Origin of the sequence: Pseudomonas sp. T1.Ur (assembly GCF_023516725.1) — a bacterium.
GTDB classification, from domain to species: Bacteria; Pseudomonadota; Gammaproteobacteria; order Pseudomonadales; family Pseudomonadaceae; genus Aquipseudomonas; species Aquipseudomonas alvandae.
The window spans coordinates 4,042,982-4,056,127 of record NZ_JAMGSN010000001.1 but is presented as its reverse complement, the minus strand read 5'-3'; the positions used below and the strand labels follow the sequence as shown (position 1 = coordinate 4,056,127).

The 13,146-nt window shown below is 59.4% G+C and carries 9 protein-coding genes, 4 tRNA genes, 1 pseudogene and 1 riboswitch; of the genes and pseudogenes, 11 read left to right on the top strand and 3 right to left on the bottom strand.

From position 1 onward, the window contains the following. Positions 1 to 106 precede the first annotated feature (106 nt). Positions 107 to 616 carry a 6,7-dimethyl-8-ribityllumazine synthase gene (locus M8Q45_RS18050; RefSeq protein WP_249875823.1) on the bottom strand — a complete coding sequence of 170 codons (510 nt, stop codon included), beginning with the start codon at positions 614 to 616 and terminating at the stop codon, positions 107 to 109. 98 nt (positions 617 to 714) lie between these two features. Beyond that, positions 715 to 882: riboswitch (FMN riboswitch) on the bottom strand. A gap of 269 nt (positions 883 to 1,151) precedes the next feature. Between M8Q45_RS18050 and ltaE the strand changes: the two genes are divergently transcribed. From ltaE to M8Q45_RS18015, 7 genes are all read left to right on the top strand, one after another. Continuing rightward, positions 1,152 to 2,156, top strand: a complete 1,005-nt coding sequence (ltaE, locus tag M8Q45_RS18045) for a low-specificity L-threonine aldolase (protein ID WP_249875822.1) — start codon at positions 1,152 to 1,154, stop codon at positions 2,154 to 2,156. Between the two features lie 146 nt (positions 2,157 to 2,302). Further along, positions 2,303 to 4,924: an alanine--tRNA ligase gene (alaS, locus tag M8Q45_RS18040; protein ID WP_249875821.1), complete on the top strand. Its 2,622-nt coding sequence runs from the start codon at positions 2,303 to 2,305 to the stop codon at positions 4,922 to 4,924. Positions 4,925 to 5,009: 85 nt separating this feature from the next. Next, positions 5,010 to 6,251, top strand: a complete 1,242-nt coding sequence (locus M8Q45_RS18035; RefSeq protein WP_030142447.1) for an aspartate kinase — start codon at positions 5,010 to 5,012, stop codon at positions 6,249 to 6,251. Between the two features lie 183 nt (positions 6,252 to 6,434). Continuing rightward, positions 6,435 to 6,623: a carbon storage regulator CsrA gene (gene csrA / locus M8Q45_RS18030; protein WP_003178872.1), complete on the top strand. Its 189-nt coding sequence runs from the start codon at positions 6,435 to 6,437 to the stop codon at positions 6,621 to 6,623. Between the two features lie 62 nt (positions 6,624 to 6,685). Next, a tRNA-Ser gene (locus M8Q45_RS18025) sits at positions 6,686 to 6,776 on the top strand. A 107-nt stretch (positions 6,777 to 6,883) separates the two neighbouring features. After that, a tRNA-Arg gene (locus M8Q45_RS18020) sits at positions 6,884 to 6,960 on the top strand. A gap of 72 nt (positions 6,961 to 7,032) precedes the next feature. Further along, positions 7,033 to 7,109 (top strand) — tRNA-Arg (locus M8Q45_RS18015). A 19-nt stretch (positions 7,110 to 7,128) separates the two neighbouring features. Here the strand turns inward: M8Q45_RS18015 and M8Q45_RS18010 are convergent. Then, positions 7,129 to 7,642 (bottom strand): annotated as a pseudogene (locus M8Q45_RS18010) (cell envelope protein SmpA). Between the two features lie 322 nt (positions 7,643 to 7,964). Between M8Q45_RS18010 and mgtE the strand changes: the two are divergent. Further along, the gene (gene mgtE, locus M8Q45_RS18005; RefSeq protein WP_030142446.1) at positions 7,965 to 9,407 is read left to right on the top strand and encodes a magnesium transporter; all 1,443 of its coding nucleotides are present in this window, start codon (positions 7,965 to 7,967) and stop codon (positions 9,405 to 9,407) included. Positions 9,408 to 9,528: 121 nt separating this feature from the next. On the opposite strand, the gene M8Q45_RS18000 is transcribed toward mgtE, so the two are convergent. Further along, a complete protein-coding gene (locus M8Q45_RS18000; RefSeq protein ID WP_030142445.1) occupies positions 9,529 to 9,855 on the bottom strand; it encodes an Arc family DNA-binding protein in 327 nt (108 codons plus the stop codon). Between the two features lie 526 nt (positions 9,856 to 10,381). Between M8Q45_RS18000 and M8Q45_RS17995 the strand changes: the two genes are divergently transcribed. From M8Q45_RS17995 to M8Q45_RS17985, 3 genes are all read left to right on the top strand, one after another. Continuing rightward, positions 10,382 to 10,458, top strand: a tRNA-Arg gene (locus M8Q45_RS17995). 219 nt (positions 10,459 to 10,677) lie between these two features. Next, positions 10,678 to 12,285 carry a tetratricopeptide repeat-containing response regulator gene (locus M8Q45_RS17990; protein ID WP_249875819.1) on the top strand — a complete coding sequence of 536 codons (1,608 nt, stop codon included), beginning with the start codon at positions 10,678 to 10,680 and terminating at the stop codon, positions 12,283 to 12,285. Beyond that, positions 12,278 to 12,970 (top strand): sensor histidine kinase, encoded by a 693-nt coding sequence (locus M8Q45_RS17985; protein WP_249875818.1) that lies wholly within the window; start codon positions 12,278 to 12,280, stop codon positions 12,968 to 12,970. The genes M8Q45_RS17990 and M8Q45_RS17985 overlap by 8 nt, the downstream gene beginning before the upstream one ends. Positions 12,971 to 13,146 lie beyond the last annotated feature (176 nt).

The window sequence follows — 13,146 nt, the reverse complement described above, 5'->3', positions numbered from 1 at the left end:
TTGTGGGAGCGAGCTTGCTCGCGATAGCGGCGTTTCAGTCTATGTTGAAGGTGACTGACACTCCGCTATCGCGAGCAAGCTCGCTCCCACAGGTTTTTTTGCAGCTTTAGACCGCTACCGCCCGCTGTTCACTGCGGCGCAGCGCCCGGGTCTTGTGCAGCGTATCGGCGCAGGTCTTCGCCGCTTCCTGGCCCTTGTGCACGAAATGATCGAAGAAGAACTTCTGATGTTCTTCCCCGGCATGGAAGTGATGCGGCGTCAGCACGACCGAGAACACCGGCACTTCGGTTTCCAACTGGACCTGCATCAGGCCGCTGATCACCGATTGGGCGACGAACTCGTGGCGGTAGATGCCGCCGTCTACTACCAGGCCGGCCGCGACGATGCCGGCGTAGCGGCCGGATTTGGCCAGCAGCTTGGCGTGCAGCGGAATTTCGAAGGCACCGCCGACTTCGAAGAAGTCGATGTCACTTTCCTGATAGCCCTGGCTGATCATCTCGGCGACAAAGCCTTTGCGGCTCTGGTCGACGATTTCCTTGTGCCAGCAGGCCTGGATGAACGCGACGCGCTCGCCCGGATGGTTTTTGGTCTTGCTGTCGATTGCGGTGGGTTGCATGTTCTGGTTCCTGTTTGTGTGAAAAACAGGGCGTCATGAATCGAAGGGGATTCGAGGGTACGCCGCGCACAGAGTCGCCGTCGGCCCTTGGGTGTCAATCCCGTTCTCTCTTCATCCGGACTATGACCGTCGGCCCCGGGATCACACCGGGTCTGCTGACCTTGTCGCTGCACCGCAAAAGCCGTGTAGTGCCAAGCGCTCGCGGGCTATGCGCATTGCGCGCAATTACCGCCGGTGGGGAATTGCACCCCGCCCTGAGAACGTTTTGCCGACACATTTTGTGACGGCGGACGATTTTTAACACATATTTCGGTGCAGTGCATGACCCGGAAGCCATGAGCACGCACTGTGGCGAGGGAGCTTGCTCCCGCTGGACTGCGAAGCAGACTCAATCTCTGGCGGCTACTTCGTAGCCGAGCGGGAGCAAGCTCCCTCACCACGGAAATTCCTCAGGCCGGTCTTGATTAATTCTGCTCATGCCCGCAGTAATTGCCCTCCGAAAGGGAATTCCCCACCAGAACCCGAGGCCAGATTCATGAGTGTTATCGATCTTCGCAGCGACACGGTTACCCAACCCTCCGCCGGCATGCTGGATGCCATGGCCAATGCGCCGACCGGCGACGATGTGTATGGCGAAGACCCGACCGTCAATCGCCTGGAAGCCGAGCTGGCCGCACGCCTGGGGTTCGCTGCGGCGTTGTTCGTGCCCACGGGCACCATGAGCAATCTGTTGGGGTTGATGGCCCACTGCGAACGCGGCGACGAATACATCGTTGGCCAGCAGGCCCACACCTACAAATACGAGGGGGGCGGTGCGGCGGTGCTCGGCTCGATCCAGCCCCAGCCTCTCGAAGTGCAGGCGGATGGCTCCCTGGATCTGGCGCACGTCGCGGCGGCGATCAAGCCCGACGACTTTCACTTTGCCCGTACCCGGCTGCTGGCATTGGAAAATACGATGCAAGGCAAGGTCCTGCCGCTGGAATACCTGGCCCGGGCTCGGCGCTTCACGCGGGAACATGGCCTGGCCCTGCACCTGGACGGCGCGCGGTTGTATAACGCCGCCGTCAAATTGAATGTCGATGCGCGGGAAATCACCCAGCATTTCGATTCGGTGTCGGTGTGCCTTTCCAAAGGCCTGGGCGCTCCGGTGGGCTCGGTCCTGTGTGGCAGCGCCGAACTGATCGGCAAGGCACGCCGGCTGCGCAAGATGGTCGGTGGCGGCATGCGCCAGGCCGGGATCCTCGCCGCGGCGGGGTTGTATGCCCTGGAGCATAACGTCCAGCGCCTGGCCGATGACCACGCCAATGCCCAGCGGCTCGCCGAGGGTTTGCGGGCGGCGGGCTACGAGGTCGAGCCGGTGCAGACCAACATGGTCTATGTGCACATGGGCGAGCGGGCCGAGGCGATCAAGGCGTTTGCTGGTGAGCGGGGCGTCAAGCTCAGCGCGGCGTCGCGCCTGCGAATGGTGACGCACATGGACGTAAGCGCGGCGCAAATTGATCGGGTGGTCGCCACTTTCGTCGAATTTTCCCGCCAATGACCCGCCAACCGGGCCAATTGACAGTTTCTATCGCATAAACACGCTGTACCCCACGCAAAGGGCCGATATAATGCGGCCCTTTGCCGTTGCTTCGTCTGTTGACGTTATGCACAGGCCTTTGGCCGCAGCCTCCGTGGAAGAACCTAATGAAAAGCGCAGAAATCCGTGAAGCCTTCCTTCGCTTCTTCGAAGAGCAAGGCCACACCCGAGTAGCCTCCAGCTCTTTGATTCCGGGCAACGACCCGACCCTGCTGTTCACCAACGCGGGGATGAACCAGTTCAAGGACTGCTTCCTGGGCCAGGAAAAACGTGCCTACACCCGTGCGGTGAGCAGCCAGAAATGCGTGCGCGCGGGCGGCAAGCACAACGACCTGGAAAACGTCGGCTATACCGCTCGTCACCACACCTTCTTCGAAATGCTGGGCAACTTCAGCTTCGGTGACTATTTCAAGCGCGACGCCATTACCTTCGCCTGGACGTTCCTGACGTCTGACAAGTGGCTGAACCTGCCCAAGGAAAAACTCTGGGTCACGGTCTACGCGACTGACGATGAAGCCTACGACATCTGGACCAAGGAAGTGGGCGTCCCGGCTGAACGCATGGTGCGCATCGGCGACAACAAGGGCGCGCCCTACGCGTCCGACAACTTCTGGACCATGGGCGACACTGGCCCATGCGGCCCTTGCACCGAGATCTTCTACGACCACGGCGCCGACATCTGGGGCGGCCCACCCGGCTCGCCGGAAGAAGACGGCGACCGCTACATCGAGATCTGGAACAACGTCTTCATGCAGTTCAACCGCACCGCCGATGGCGTGTTGCATCCGCTGCCAGCGCCGTCTGTGGACACCGGCATGGGCCTGGAGCGGATCAGTGCGGTGCTGCAGCACGTCCATTCCAACTATGAAATCGATCTGTTCCAGAGCCTGCTGAGCGCGTCGGCCAAGGCCATCGGTTGCACCAACGACAACCAGGCTTCGCTGAAAGTGGTGGCCGACCACATCCGTTCCTGCGGCTTCCTGATCGCCGACGGCGTGCTGCCGTCCAACGAAGGCCGCGGCTACGTGCTGCGCCGGATCATCCGTCGCGCCTGCCGTCACGGCAACAAGCTGGGCGCCAAGGGCAGCTTCTTTTATCAGATCGTCGGAGCGCTGGTGGCCGAGATGGGCGAAGCCTTCCCGGAACTCAAGTCCCAGCAAGCGCACATCGAGCGCGTGCTCAAGGCGGAAGAAGAGCAATTCGCCAAGACCCTGGAGCAAGGCCTGAAAATCCTCGAACAGGACCTGGCGGAGCTCAAGGGCAATGTGGTCCCGGGCGACGTGGTGTTCAAGCTGTACGACACCTACGGCTTCCCGATGGACCTGACCGGCGACATCGCCCGCGAACGCAACCTGACCCTCGACGAGGAAGGTTTCGAGCGCGAGATGGAAGCCCAGCGCGTGCGGGCGCGCTCCGCCAGCTCCTTCGGCATGGACTACAACAGCCTGGTCAAGGTTGACGTGGCCACTGAATTCACCGGCTACAGCGCAACCACCGGTTCGGCCAAGATCGTCGCCATCTATAAGGATGGCCAGTCGGTCGACATCCTGAGCGAAGGCCAGGAAGGTGTGATCGTCCTGGACAAGACCCCGTTCTACGCAGAGTCCGGCGGCCAGATTGGCGACAGCGGCTACCTGCAGGCCGGCAACTCGCGCTTCGACGTGCGTGACACCACGAAGACCGGCGGCGCATTCCTGCACCACGGCGTGCTGGCCTCCGGCAGCCTGATGATCGCTGCGCCCGTGGCCGCCCATGTCGATGCAGAGGTTCGTCACGCGACGTCGCTGAACCACTCCGCCACGCATTTGCTGCATGCAGCCTTGCGCCAGGTGCTGGGCGAGCACGTCCAGCAGAAAGGCTCGTTGGTGGACAGCCAGCGCCTGCGTTTCGACTTCAGCCACTTCGAAGCCATCAAGCCTGAACAGCTCAAGGCGCTGGAAGACATCGTCAACGCCGAGATTCGCAAGAACTCCCCGGTAGAGACCGAAGAAACCGACATCGAGACCGCCAAGCGCAAGGGCGCGATGGCGCTGTTTGGCGAGAAGTACGGCGACAGCGTGCGCGTGCTGAGCATGGGCGACTTCTCCGTTGAGCTGTGCGGTGGCATCCACGCCAATCGCACCGGCGACATCGGCCTGCTGAAGATCGTCAGTGAAGGCGGCGTGGCCTCCGGCGTGCGGCGTATCGAGGCGGTCACTGGCGCTGCGGCGCTGGCGTATCTCAATGCGGCGGAAGAACAACTCAAGGAAGCGGCAAGCCTGATCAAGGGCAGCCGTGACAACCTGATCGACAAGCTGTCGGCTGTGCTGGAGCGCAACCGCCTGCTGGAAAAGCAACTCGAGCAGTTGCAGGCCAAGGCTGCCAGCGCCGCGGGCGACGATCTGTCGGCCCAGGCGGTGGACGTCAAGGGCGTGAAAGTGCTGGCCGCGCGTCTCGACGGCCAGGATGGCAAGGCGCTGCTGGCGCTGGTCGATCAACTGAAAAACAAACTCGGCCGCGCAGTGATCCTGCTCGGCGGTGTCCATGAGGAAAAGGTCGTTCTCGTCGCAGGCGTGACCAAAGACCTGACTGGCCAACTCAAAGCCGGTGATTTGATGAAGCAGGCCGCTGCAGCAGTGGGCGGGAAGGGCGGTGGTCGTCCGGACATGGCGCAAGGCGGCGGTACCGACGCCGGCGCATTGGACGCGGCACTGGCCCAGACCGTTGCATTTGTAGAGCAGGGTATTTAAGACGGCGCTCCGGGCTCGCCAAGGTGGGCCCGGCCGCTGTTGATTGATTATTTGGGCGCCCTTCATGGGCAGAGGCGGCTTTGAAATGGCTTTGATCGTACAGAAATTTGGAGGCACCTCGGTCGGCACCGTCGAGAGAATCGAACAAGTCGCCGACAAGGTTAAGAAATTCCGTGAAGCGGGCGACGACCTGGTGGTCGTGCTGTCGGCAATGAGCGGCGAGACCAACCGTCTGATCGATCTGGCCAAGCAAATCAGCGGCGACCAGCAACCGGTTCCCCGCGAGCTGGACGTGATCGTTTCCACCGGCGAGCAGGTGACCATCGCTCTGCTGGCCATGGCGCTGATCAAGCGTGGCGTGCCGGCGGTGTCCTACACCGGCAACCAGGTTCGTATCCTGACGGACAGTGCGCACAACAAAGCGCGTATCCTGCAGATCGATGACCAAAAGATTCGCGGCGACCTGAAGGCCGGTCGCGTCGTGGTGGTCGCCGGTTTCCAGGGCGTAGACGAGCACGGCAACATTACCACCCTGGGGCGTGGCGGTTCCGACACCACTGGCGTTGCGCTGGCGGCGGCCCTCAAGGCGGATGAATGCCAGATCTACACCGATGTCGATGGCGTCTACACCACCGATCCACGGGTCGTGCCCGTGGCCCAGCGCCTGGACAAGATTACCTTCGAGGAGATGCTGGAAATGGCCAGCCTCGGTTCCAAGGTGTTGCAGATCCGTGCGGTTGAATTCGCTGGCAAGTACAACGTTCCGCTGCGCGTCCTGCACAGCTTCAAGGAGGGTCCGGGCACCCTCATTACTATTGATGAAGAGGAATCCATGGAACAGCCGATCATTTCCGGCATCGCTTTCAACCGCGATGAAGCCAAGCTGACCATCCGTGGCGTGCCAGACACCCCCGGCGTGGCGTTCAAGATTCTCGGCCCGATCAGTGCCGCCAATATCGAAGTCGACATGATCGTGCAGAACGTCGCGCACGATAACACCACCGACTTCACCTTCACCGTGCACCGCAACGACTATCAGTCCGCCGAAGCTGTGTTGAAGAAAACGGCCGGCGAGATCGGTGCCCGCGAAGTGGTTGGCGACACCAAGATCGCCAAGGTCTCGATCGTCGGTGTGGGCATGCGTTCTCACGCAGGCGTGGCCAGCCGCATGTTCGAATCCCTGGCCAAGGAAAGCATCAACATCCAGATGATCTCCACATCGGAAATCAAGGTGTCCGTGGTGATTGAAGAGAAGTACCTGGAGCTGGCCGTGCGCGCCCTGCACACGGCGTTTGAACTCGACGCTGCGGCCCGACAGGGCGAGTAAGGCGCTGCCTTGAGGGCGCGGTTTTCACCGCGCCCTTTGTTTTTCCAAATGGCGTGTCCCAAAACTGTTCTTTTGCGCGCGCTGGTCAATACTAGGCCTGTAGGCTGCGACCGTTTCGGTTGTAGGTCCCATGCCTTTTTTGCAGACGGTTGTCCCTTAAGTGAATTGCGTGAGGAGAAAGGTATGCTGATTCTGACCCGTCGGTGTGCAGAAAGCCTGATTATTGGCGATGGCGAAATCACCGTGACCGTGCTCGGCGTCAAAGGAAACCAAGTGCGTATCGGCGTCAACGCCCCGAAAGAGGTCGCTGTGCACCGCGAGGAAATTTACCTGCGTATCAAGAAAGAGAAGGACGACGAACCAAGCCATTAATTTTTATCGATTTTTATGTTTGCAAACGGGGATGAAGGTGGTTAATATACGCCCCGTGTTGCGGAGAGCTGGCCGAGTGGCCGAAGGCGCTCCCCTGCTAAGGGAGTACACCTCAAAAGGGTGTCGGGGGTTCGAATCCCCCGTTCTCCGCCATTATTCGTTTAGTGCGCTGTAATCTGGCTTGATCGGTAAGTGTTTGAAATTACTGAAAAAAGCGCTTTACAAAAAGATTTAGCGACCTATAATGCGCGGCAACAAATGCACTCGTAGCTCAGCTGGATAGAGTACTCGGCTACGAACCGAGCGGTCACAGGTTCGAATCCTGTCGAGTGCACCATTTAAGAGTTGCTTGCAGCAATGCAAATAACTTGGCTTCAACCAGTTGTGATCTGGTATAAAACCACAACTTGCACTCGTAGCTCAGCTGGATAGAGTACTCGGCTACGAACCGAGCGGTCACAGGTTCGAATCCTGTCGAGTGCACCAAACACCAAAAAGCCTGCGTTTATCGCGGGCTTTTTGCTGTCTGCGATTCAGTTTTTTACACATCCTTTCTCGTCAAATATCACCTCTGCACTGCGACCCTTCTTGGTTTTGTAGGTATACCGCGTGCTCGAATTCCGCACCTTGATCGTGTCGGGCTTGCCAAGCGCGCTCTCGACGTCTTGCTGGCTCATGCCGGCGATGATCCGTCGGTTGATGACGGCTTCGCGGCGTCGGCCGGCGCTGATCGGGTTTGCGCAGCGGTCTTCGAGGCCACCGACAATGGTCGGTTGCTTGTGCCTGGTTTTGTTGCTGGATGTTTGACGGCTCTCGGCTTCGGGCAGCATTGGCTTGATGTGGCCTGGGTTGAACGAATGGATCGGCTGCAGCGTCAGGGTTTCTCCCGGTCCGCAGCTCAAGCTCGTGTATGTGATCTGCCCAGCGATGTCTTCGCAGCGATGCACAAGGTGCTCACCAGCCCAGAGCGGCAGGCAGGGCAGGGCGTAGAGCAAAAATAGACAGCGGAATCCAGGCATCCTGGCGTCCTCCTTGACGGTGAATAGAGCAAGGGTAGCCGCTGCATTTTTGCCGGGTGGTGTGTTTTCTTTTCAGAATAAGTCGTCGTAGATGCAGAGGTTCAGCCTGTGTTCAGGTTTGTCTCGCAAGCGCTTGTTCTTGCCATGATTTTTTAACGTTTTACAGCGCTAAGCGGTGTATGATTGCGCCCGTCAGCCCCGCCGGGGCTTTGGAATATCTTCATGGACTTACCCAGTAGTTACTCAACAGCTTGTTTTGCCAATCATGAATTAACTGATTGATCCTTCCGGCGTGCTCCACTGCTGGGAGTGGAGTTCGCCTATGACTGAAATCGAAGTAAAAAAAACGCAGGAAAGCCTTCAGGATCGCCTCGCTCAAGTCGTTGAGCTGCTGCATCGCCAGCGGGTCGTGGAAGACCTGACGCATCGCCAGGAAGGGCCGCATCATGACCGGGTCGAGAACCTGGTCCACCGGCAGAACCTCGTCGAGTTGCAACGCAAGCTCGATGACCTGCACTCCGCCGACGTCGCCTACATTCTTGAAGCCTTGCCGCTGGAAGAGCGCCTGACGGTCTGGCAACTGGTCCAGGCCGATCGCGACGGCGACATCTTGCTTGAAGTGTCCGACTCGGTTCGTGAGACCCTGATCGCCGACATGGATGATCATGAGCTTCTCGCCGCAGCCAAGGAAATGGACGCCGACGAACTCGCCGACCTTGCCCCCGAATTGCCCCGCGACGTTGTCCATGAACTGATGGAAGCCCTCGATGGCCAGCAGCGCGAGCGTGTGCGCTCGGCGTTGTCCTACGACGAGGAGCAGGTCGGTGCGCTGATGGACTTCGAGATGGTGACGATCCGTGAGGACGTCAGCCTTGAAGTGGTCTTGCGTTACCTGCGTCGTCTGAAGGAGCTGCCGGGGCATACCGACAAACTCTTCGTCGTCGATTATGACGGCGTGCTCAAGGGCGTACTGCCCATTAAGCGTCTGCTGGTCAACGACCCGGAAAAGCAGGTGGCCGAGGTGATGGCCAGCGATCCCGTGAGCTTTCATCCTGACGAGAATGCCTACGATGCGGCCCAGGCGTTCGAACGCTACGACTTGATCTCGGCGCCGGTGGTGGACAAGAACGGCAAGCTGATCGGCCGTCTCACCATCGACGAAATGGTTGACCTGATTCGTGAGGAAAGCGAAAGCGAAGTCCTCAGCATGGCGGGTCTGCGGGAAGAAGAAGACATTTTTGCTTCTGTCTGGAAATCACTGCGTAACCGCTGGGCCTGGCTGGCGATCAACCTGATCACGGCGTTTGTCGCATCGCGCGTCATCGGCCTGTTCGAAGGCTCCATCGAGAAGCTGGTAGCACTGGCGGCGTTGATGCCTATCGTTGCCGGCATCGGCGGTAACTCCGGCAACCAGACCATTACCATGATCGTTCGCGCCATGGCGCTGGACCAGGTCAGTACGGGTAACACGTCGCGGTTGATGCGCAAGGAACTGGCGGTGGCCTTGATCAACGGCGTCATCTGGGGTGGCGTGATTGGCGTTGTGGCCTATCTGCTCTATGGAAGCTGGTCGCTGGGAGTGGTCATGACCGCTGCGATGACCCTCAACCTGTTGTTGGCGGCGTTGATGGGGGTTTTGATTCCCATGACCCTGGCTCGCCTGGGACGCGACCCGGCGATGGGCGCCAGCGTGATGATCACCGCCATGACCGACAGCGGTGGATTCTTTATCTTCCTGGGCTTGGCGACGATCTTCCTGCTCTGAATGGCTTATCAAGAAGCCCGCCTTGCCGGCGGGCTTTTTTCTGGGCGATTACTTTTCACGGCGGCCAAATTCCGGGCAAAAAAAAGCCAGCACCAGGCTGGCTTTAATATCTTGGGCGCGATCAGGACGCGTCTGCGGCCATTTCGGCGTCGTGGGCGATCAGCGAAACGAGGGCGTTCTGCTGACGATGGGAAAGTTGTCGGAAGCGTTGAAGCAACTCGCGCTCATGCAGCGAAAGCTCCGGGCTGTCCAGGCGCATGCTCAGCTCTTCGCCCAATGCACCTTCCTGAATCAGGCTTTGCTCCAGGCGCGCAATGATTTCGGAGTTCATGCTGCGGTGATGATTACGAGCCACCTCGGCAATGCGTTCGCGCATTCCGTCTGGCAGACGCACGACGAACTTGTCAGCCGTACGGCTGGAATAAATTGGCTTTGTCATTGGGCGCATATTTATTTAACCGGTTAGTTCAGGGGAGCGGTTCTCGGGATTGGCCGCAGGATGTCGATAGGACAAGGCCCGTAGCCAAATGTTCAACCTGAATTGTTAAGAGGCCCGCATCATGCCTCAAAATTGCCAGATCATTGGCGCCAATTCTGTGACAAATTCTGATCCGGGTAAAGGCGTTATGCCAGCACCTTTCATCAAAAAATGCGGACTGGTTTGAAAAAACCGTCAGGTTCCGCATTTGTGACCACTGCATCGTGTCGTTGTGCCATACCGTTGGGCGGATAACCGGTGCGGAACAAGACGGCTGCTTTCCTTGTTACGTATAGGATAGTGGCAATTGGCCGATTTACTAGATCGACAAGGCTGGGACAGATGAGTGGCGGCTGGAGTCACGGGCTATTCGCTTGACGACACGGTGGGCCGTACCATTTGCCTACACTTAATAGGCGGGGATGCATGACAAAAGCGGGGCTGGCCGTTAACATGCTCGCCGTCCAACGCACCGCGTTTCTCGTGGTCGACCCGTGTCTCAGTAGCTCAATTGGATAGAGCATCCCCCTCCTAAGGGGAAGGTTGGCAGTTCGAACCTGCCCTGGGACACCATTTCCTGTGCCAATCCTCCCAAGCCCTTCCACAAATCCTTAACGGATCGCCGTTTGCGGCCGATAACCCAATGAGGCCCCCTTCCTGACGTCGCGGCGTCCCGGAGCGGCTCGCGGTGGGTGTCGCGGTTGTCTATGATCCGCGCCTCGCCCAACCGCGGGGCGGTGTAGTGCTGTTTTTGCCATTGAGCTTATTTTCTTATTTGCCTGGACATCCTCGATGCTGGCGTACCACCAAAAAAGTTTTCTGATCGTCGATGATTTCTCGGATTTCCGCAGTTCCGTCCGGTCTATGCTGCGTGAGCTGGGCGTCAAGGACGTGGACACCGCCGATACGGGTGAAGTAGCGCTGCGCATGTGCTCGCAGAAGCGCTATGACTTTATCCTGCAGGACTATCACCTGGGTGATGGACGTAAGAATGGTCAGCAGGTCCTGGAGGACCTGATGATCGAGAAATTGATCAGCCATGAAAGCGTCTTCCTCATGGTGACCGCCGAGACCAGCCAGGCAATGGTGCTCAGTGCCTTGGAGCATGAACCCGATGCATACCTGACCAAGCCATTCAATCGCTCCGGCCTGGCCCAGCGGTTGGAGCGCCTTGAGCAACGCAAGACGCTGCTCAAGCCGATCCTGCAAGCCCTCGATCGTGGCAAGCCGATGGAAGTGCTCAATGCCTGTATCGCCCTGTGCAAGCAGGACCCGCGCTACGGGCCGCTGTGCCTGCGCTATCGGGCCGATGCGCTGCGCGACCTGAATCAGAACGAGGCCCTTGAGCGGTTGTACAGTTCCATCATCGCGGATCGCCCGTTGCCGTGGGCGTACGCGGGGTTGGGTAAATTGCTCTTCAAGCGTGGGCAGATAGGCGAAGCCAAGGCTGTCTATGAAAAAGCCCTGAAGGTCTTTCCGATGATGCCGGCCTTGTACGACGGCATGGCCGATGTGCTGGTGGCCGAAGGCGACACCAAGCAGGCTCAAAAGGTGCTGGAAGAGGCCGTCCGCCTGTCGCCCCTGGCGGTGCGCCGACAAGCGTTGTTGGGCAAGTTGGCGATGACCAACGAGGATTACGACACCGCCTCAAAAGCCTATCGCCAAGCGGTGGGGCAGGGCGCGCAGTCGCGCTTCAAGGACCCGGAAACCAACCTTGGACTCGCCCATGCGTTGATCAGCAAGGGCAGCGAGAAGGGCCTGGATACTCGGACCCGCCTGGAAATCAACACGACGCTCAGCGCCGTGGCGAAGGAAAACCCCAGCGATCCGGGGCTGCAGGTTCGGGCGCGGCTGATGAAAGCCACGAGCCTGCTGCTCAACGATGCCGAAACCGCCGAGAAGTTGACCGAGCAGGCCTTGCAGCGCCTCGACGGCATGGAGCAGTTCATGAGCGCCGAAGCGGCGTTACTGGTGGCCAAGCAGTTGCAGATGCTCGGCCAGACCAGCGCCGGCGAGTCGATGCTCAAGAACTGCGCAGAGATCTACGGTGATGATCCGGCGGTCATGCAAGGCATCGCGAAGCTCACCGATGACCCGAACATTCTCAATCAGGGCAATGCCGCCGCCGAGCTGAACCGCGAAGGCGTGCGCGTCTACAAGACGGGTGCGTTGCCCGAGGCGCGGGAATTGTTCCGGCGGGCCCTGAAGATGCAACCGAAAAACATCAGTATTGCTTTGAACATGGCGCAATCACTGCTGCATGGCACCGATACCAGTGTGGAATCGGAGCTGCTGCAGGAATGCCGCGCCTGCCTGAAACTGGTGGGCATGATGCCCGACACCGATGCGCGTCATGCGCGCTATCAAAAACTGCGAAGCAAGGCATTTGGCGATGAATGACAGCGAACAGGCACTCGATTTTTCCACGGTGATCGCGTCTACCGTGCATGACATGAAAAACTCCCTGACCTTGCTCATGCAGGCGCATACGCAATGGCTCGAGCGTTTGCCGGAGCGCGAGCGGCAGACATCGGAGCAGGGCGTGATGGACTTCGAGTTCGCCCACCTCAACGGTCTGTTGGTCCAATTGCTGGGATTGTACAAACTGGGTGTCAACCAGTTGCCCCTGCATCCGGCGTACCACGAACTGGATGACTTCATCGAAGCGCAACTGGCCGGCCACCAGGACGTGTTCCGCAGTCGTGGGATCATGGCTACTTACGAAGTCGACCCGCTGAGCCCGCTGGGTTTCTTCGACCGTGAGCTGATTGCTTCGGTGCTCGATAACACGATCAACAACGCCATTCGCCATGCCCGGCAGGCATTGCTGATCAGCGTGAGCGATGAGGCCGGGCAGTTGGTGTTGACGATCAACGACGACGGTGAAGGTTACCCGCCTGAGATGATCGAGCGTCAGGCCGAGTACGTGCAGGGCATCAACCACAGCAGCGGCAGCACCGGGCTGGGCCTGTATTTCGCCGCCAGGATTGCCGGGCTGCACCAGCGTGGCGGCTTGAGCGGGCGTACCGAGATTGCCAACGGCGGTGTGCTGGGCGGTGGGGTGTTCAGGCTTTATCTGCCCTGAGCCAATCTTCGGTCGGTACAGAGCCCTGTGGGAGCGAGCTTGCTCGCGATAGCGGTGTTTCAGCTTGCATCGATGCTGCTGACCTGACGCTATCGCGAGCAAGCTCGCTCCCACAGTGCGTTCTATGCCAGATGTTTATTGTCTCTGGATGCTTGATATTCCGAACAGCCGGAGCC

Excerpts from the sequence above, each read along its gene's own strand:
- M8Q45_RS17990 (WP_249875819.1), top strand. The coding sequence starts at position 10,678 with ATGCTGGCGTACCACCAAAAAAGTTTTCTGATCGTCGATGATTTCTCG.
- M8Q45_RS18050 (WP_249875823.1), bottom strand. The coding sequence starts at position 616 with ATGCAACCCACCGCAATCGACAGCAAGACCAAAAACCATCCGGGCGAG.
- mgtE (WP_030142446.1), top strand. The coding sequence starts at position 7,965 with ATGACTGAAATCGAAGTAAAAAAAACGCAGGAAAGCCTTCAGGATCGC.
- ltaE (WP_249875822.1), top strand. The coding sequence starts at position 1,152 with ATGAGTGTTATCGATCTTCGCAGCGACACGGTTACCCAACCCTCCGCC.
- M8Q45_RS18035 (WP_030142447.1), top strand. The coding sequence starts at position 5,010 with ATGGCTTTGATCGTACAGAAATTTGGAGGCACCTCGGTCGGCACCGTC.
- M8Q45_RS18000 (WP_030142445.1), bottom strand. The coding sequence starts at position 9,855 with ATGCGCCCAATGACAAAGCCAATTTATTCCAGCCGTACGGCTGACAAG.
- alaS (WP_249875821.1), top strand. The coding sequence starts at position 2,303 with ATGAAAAGCGCAGAAATCCGTGAAGCCTTCCTTCGCTTCTTCGAAGAG.
- M8Q45_RS17985 (WP_249875818.1), top strand. The coding sequence starts at position 12,278 with ATGAATGACAGCGAACAGGCACTCGATTTTTCCACGGTGATCGCGTCT.
- csrA (WP_003178872.1), top strand. The coding sequence starts at position 6,435 with ATGCTGATTCTGACCCGTCGGTGTGCAGAAAGCCTGATTATTGGCGAT.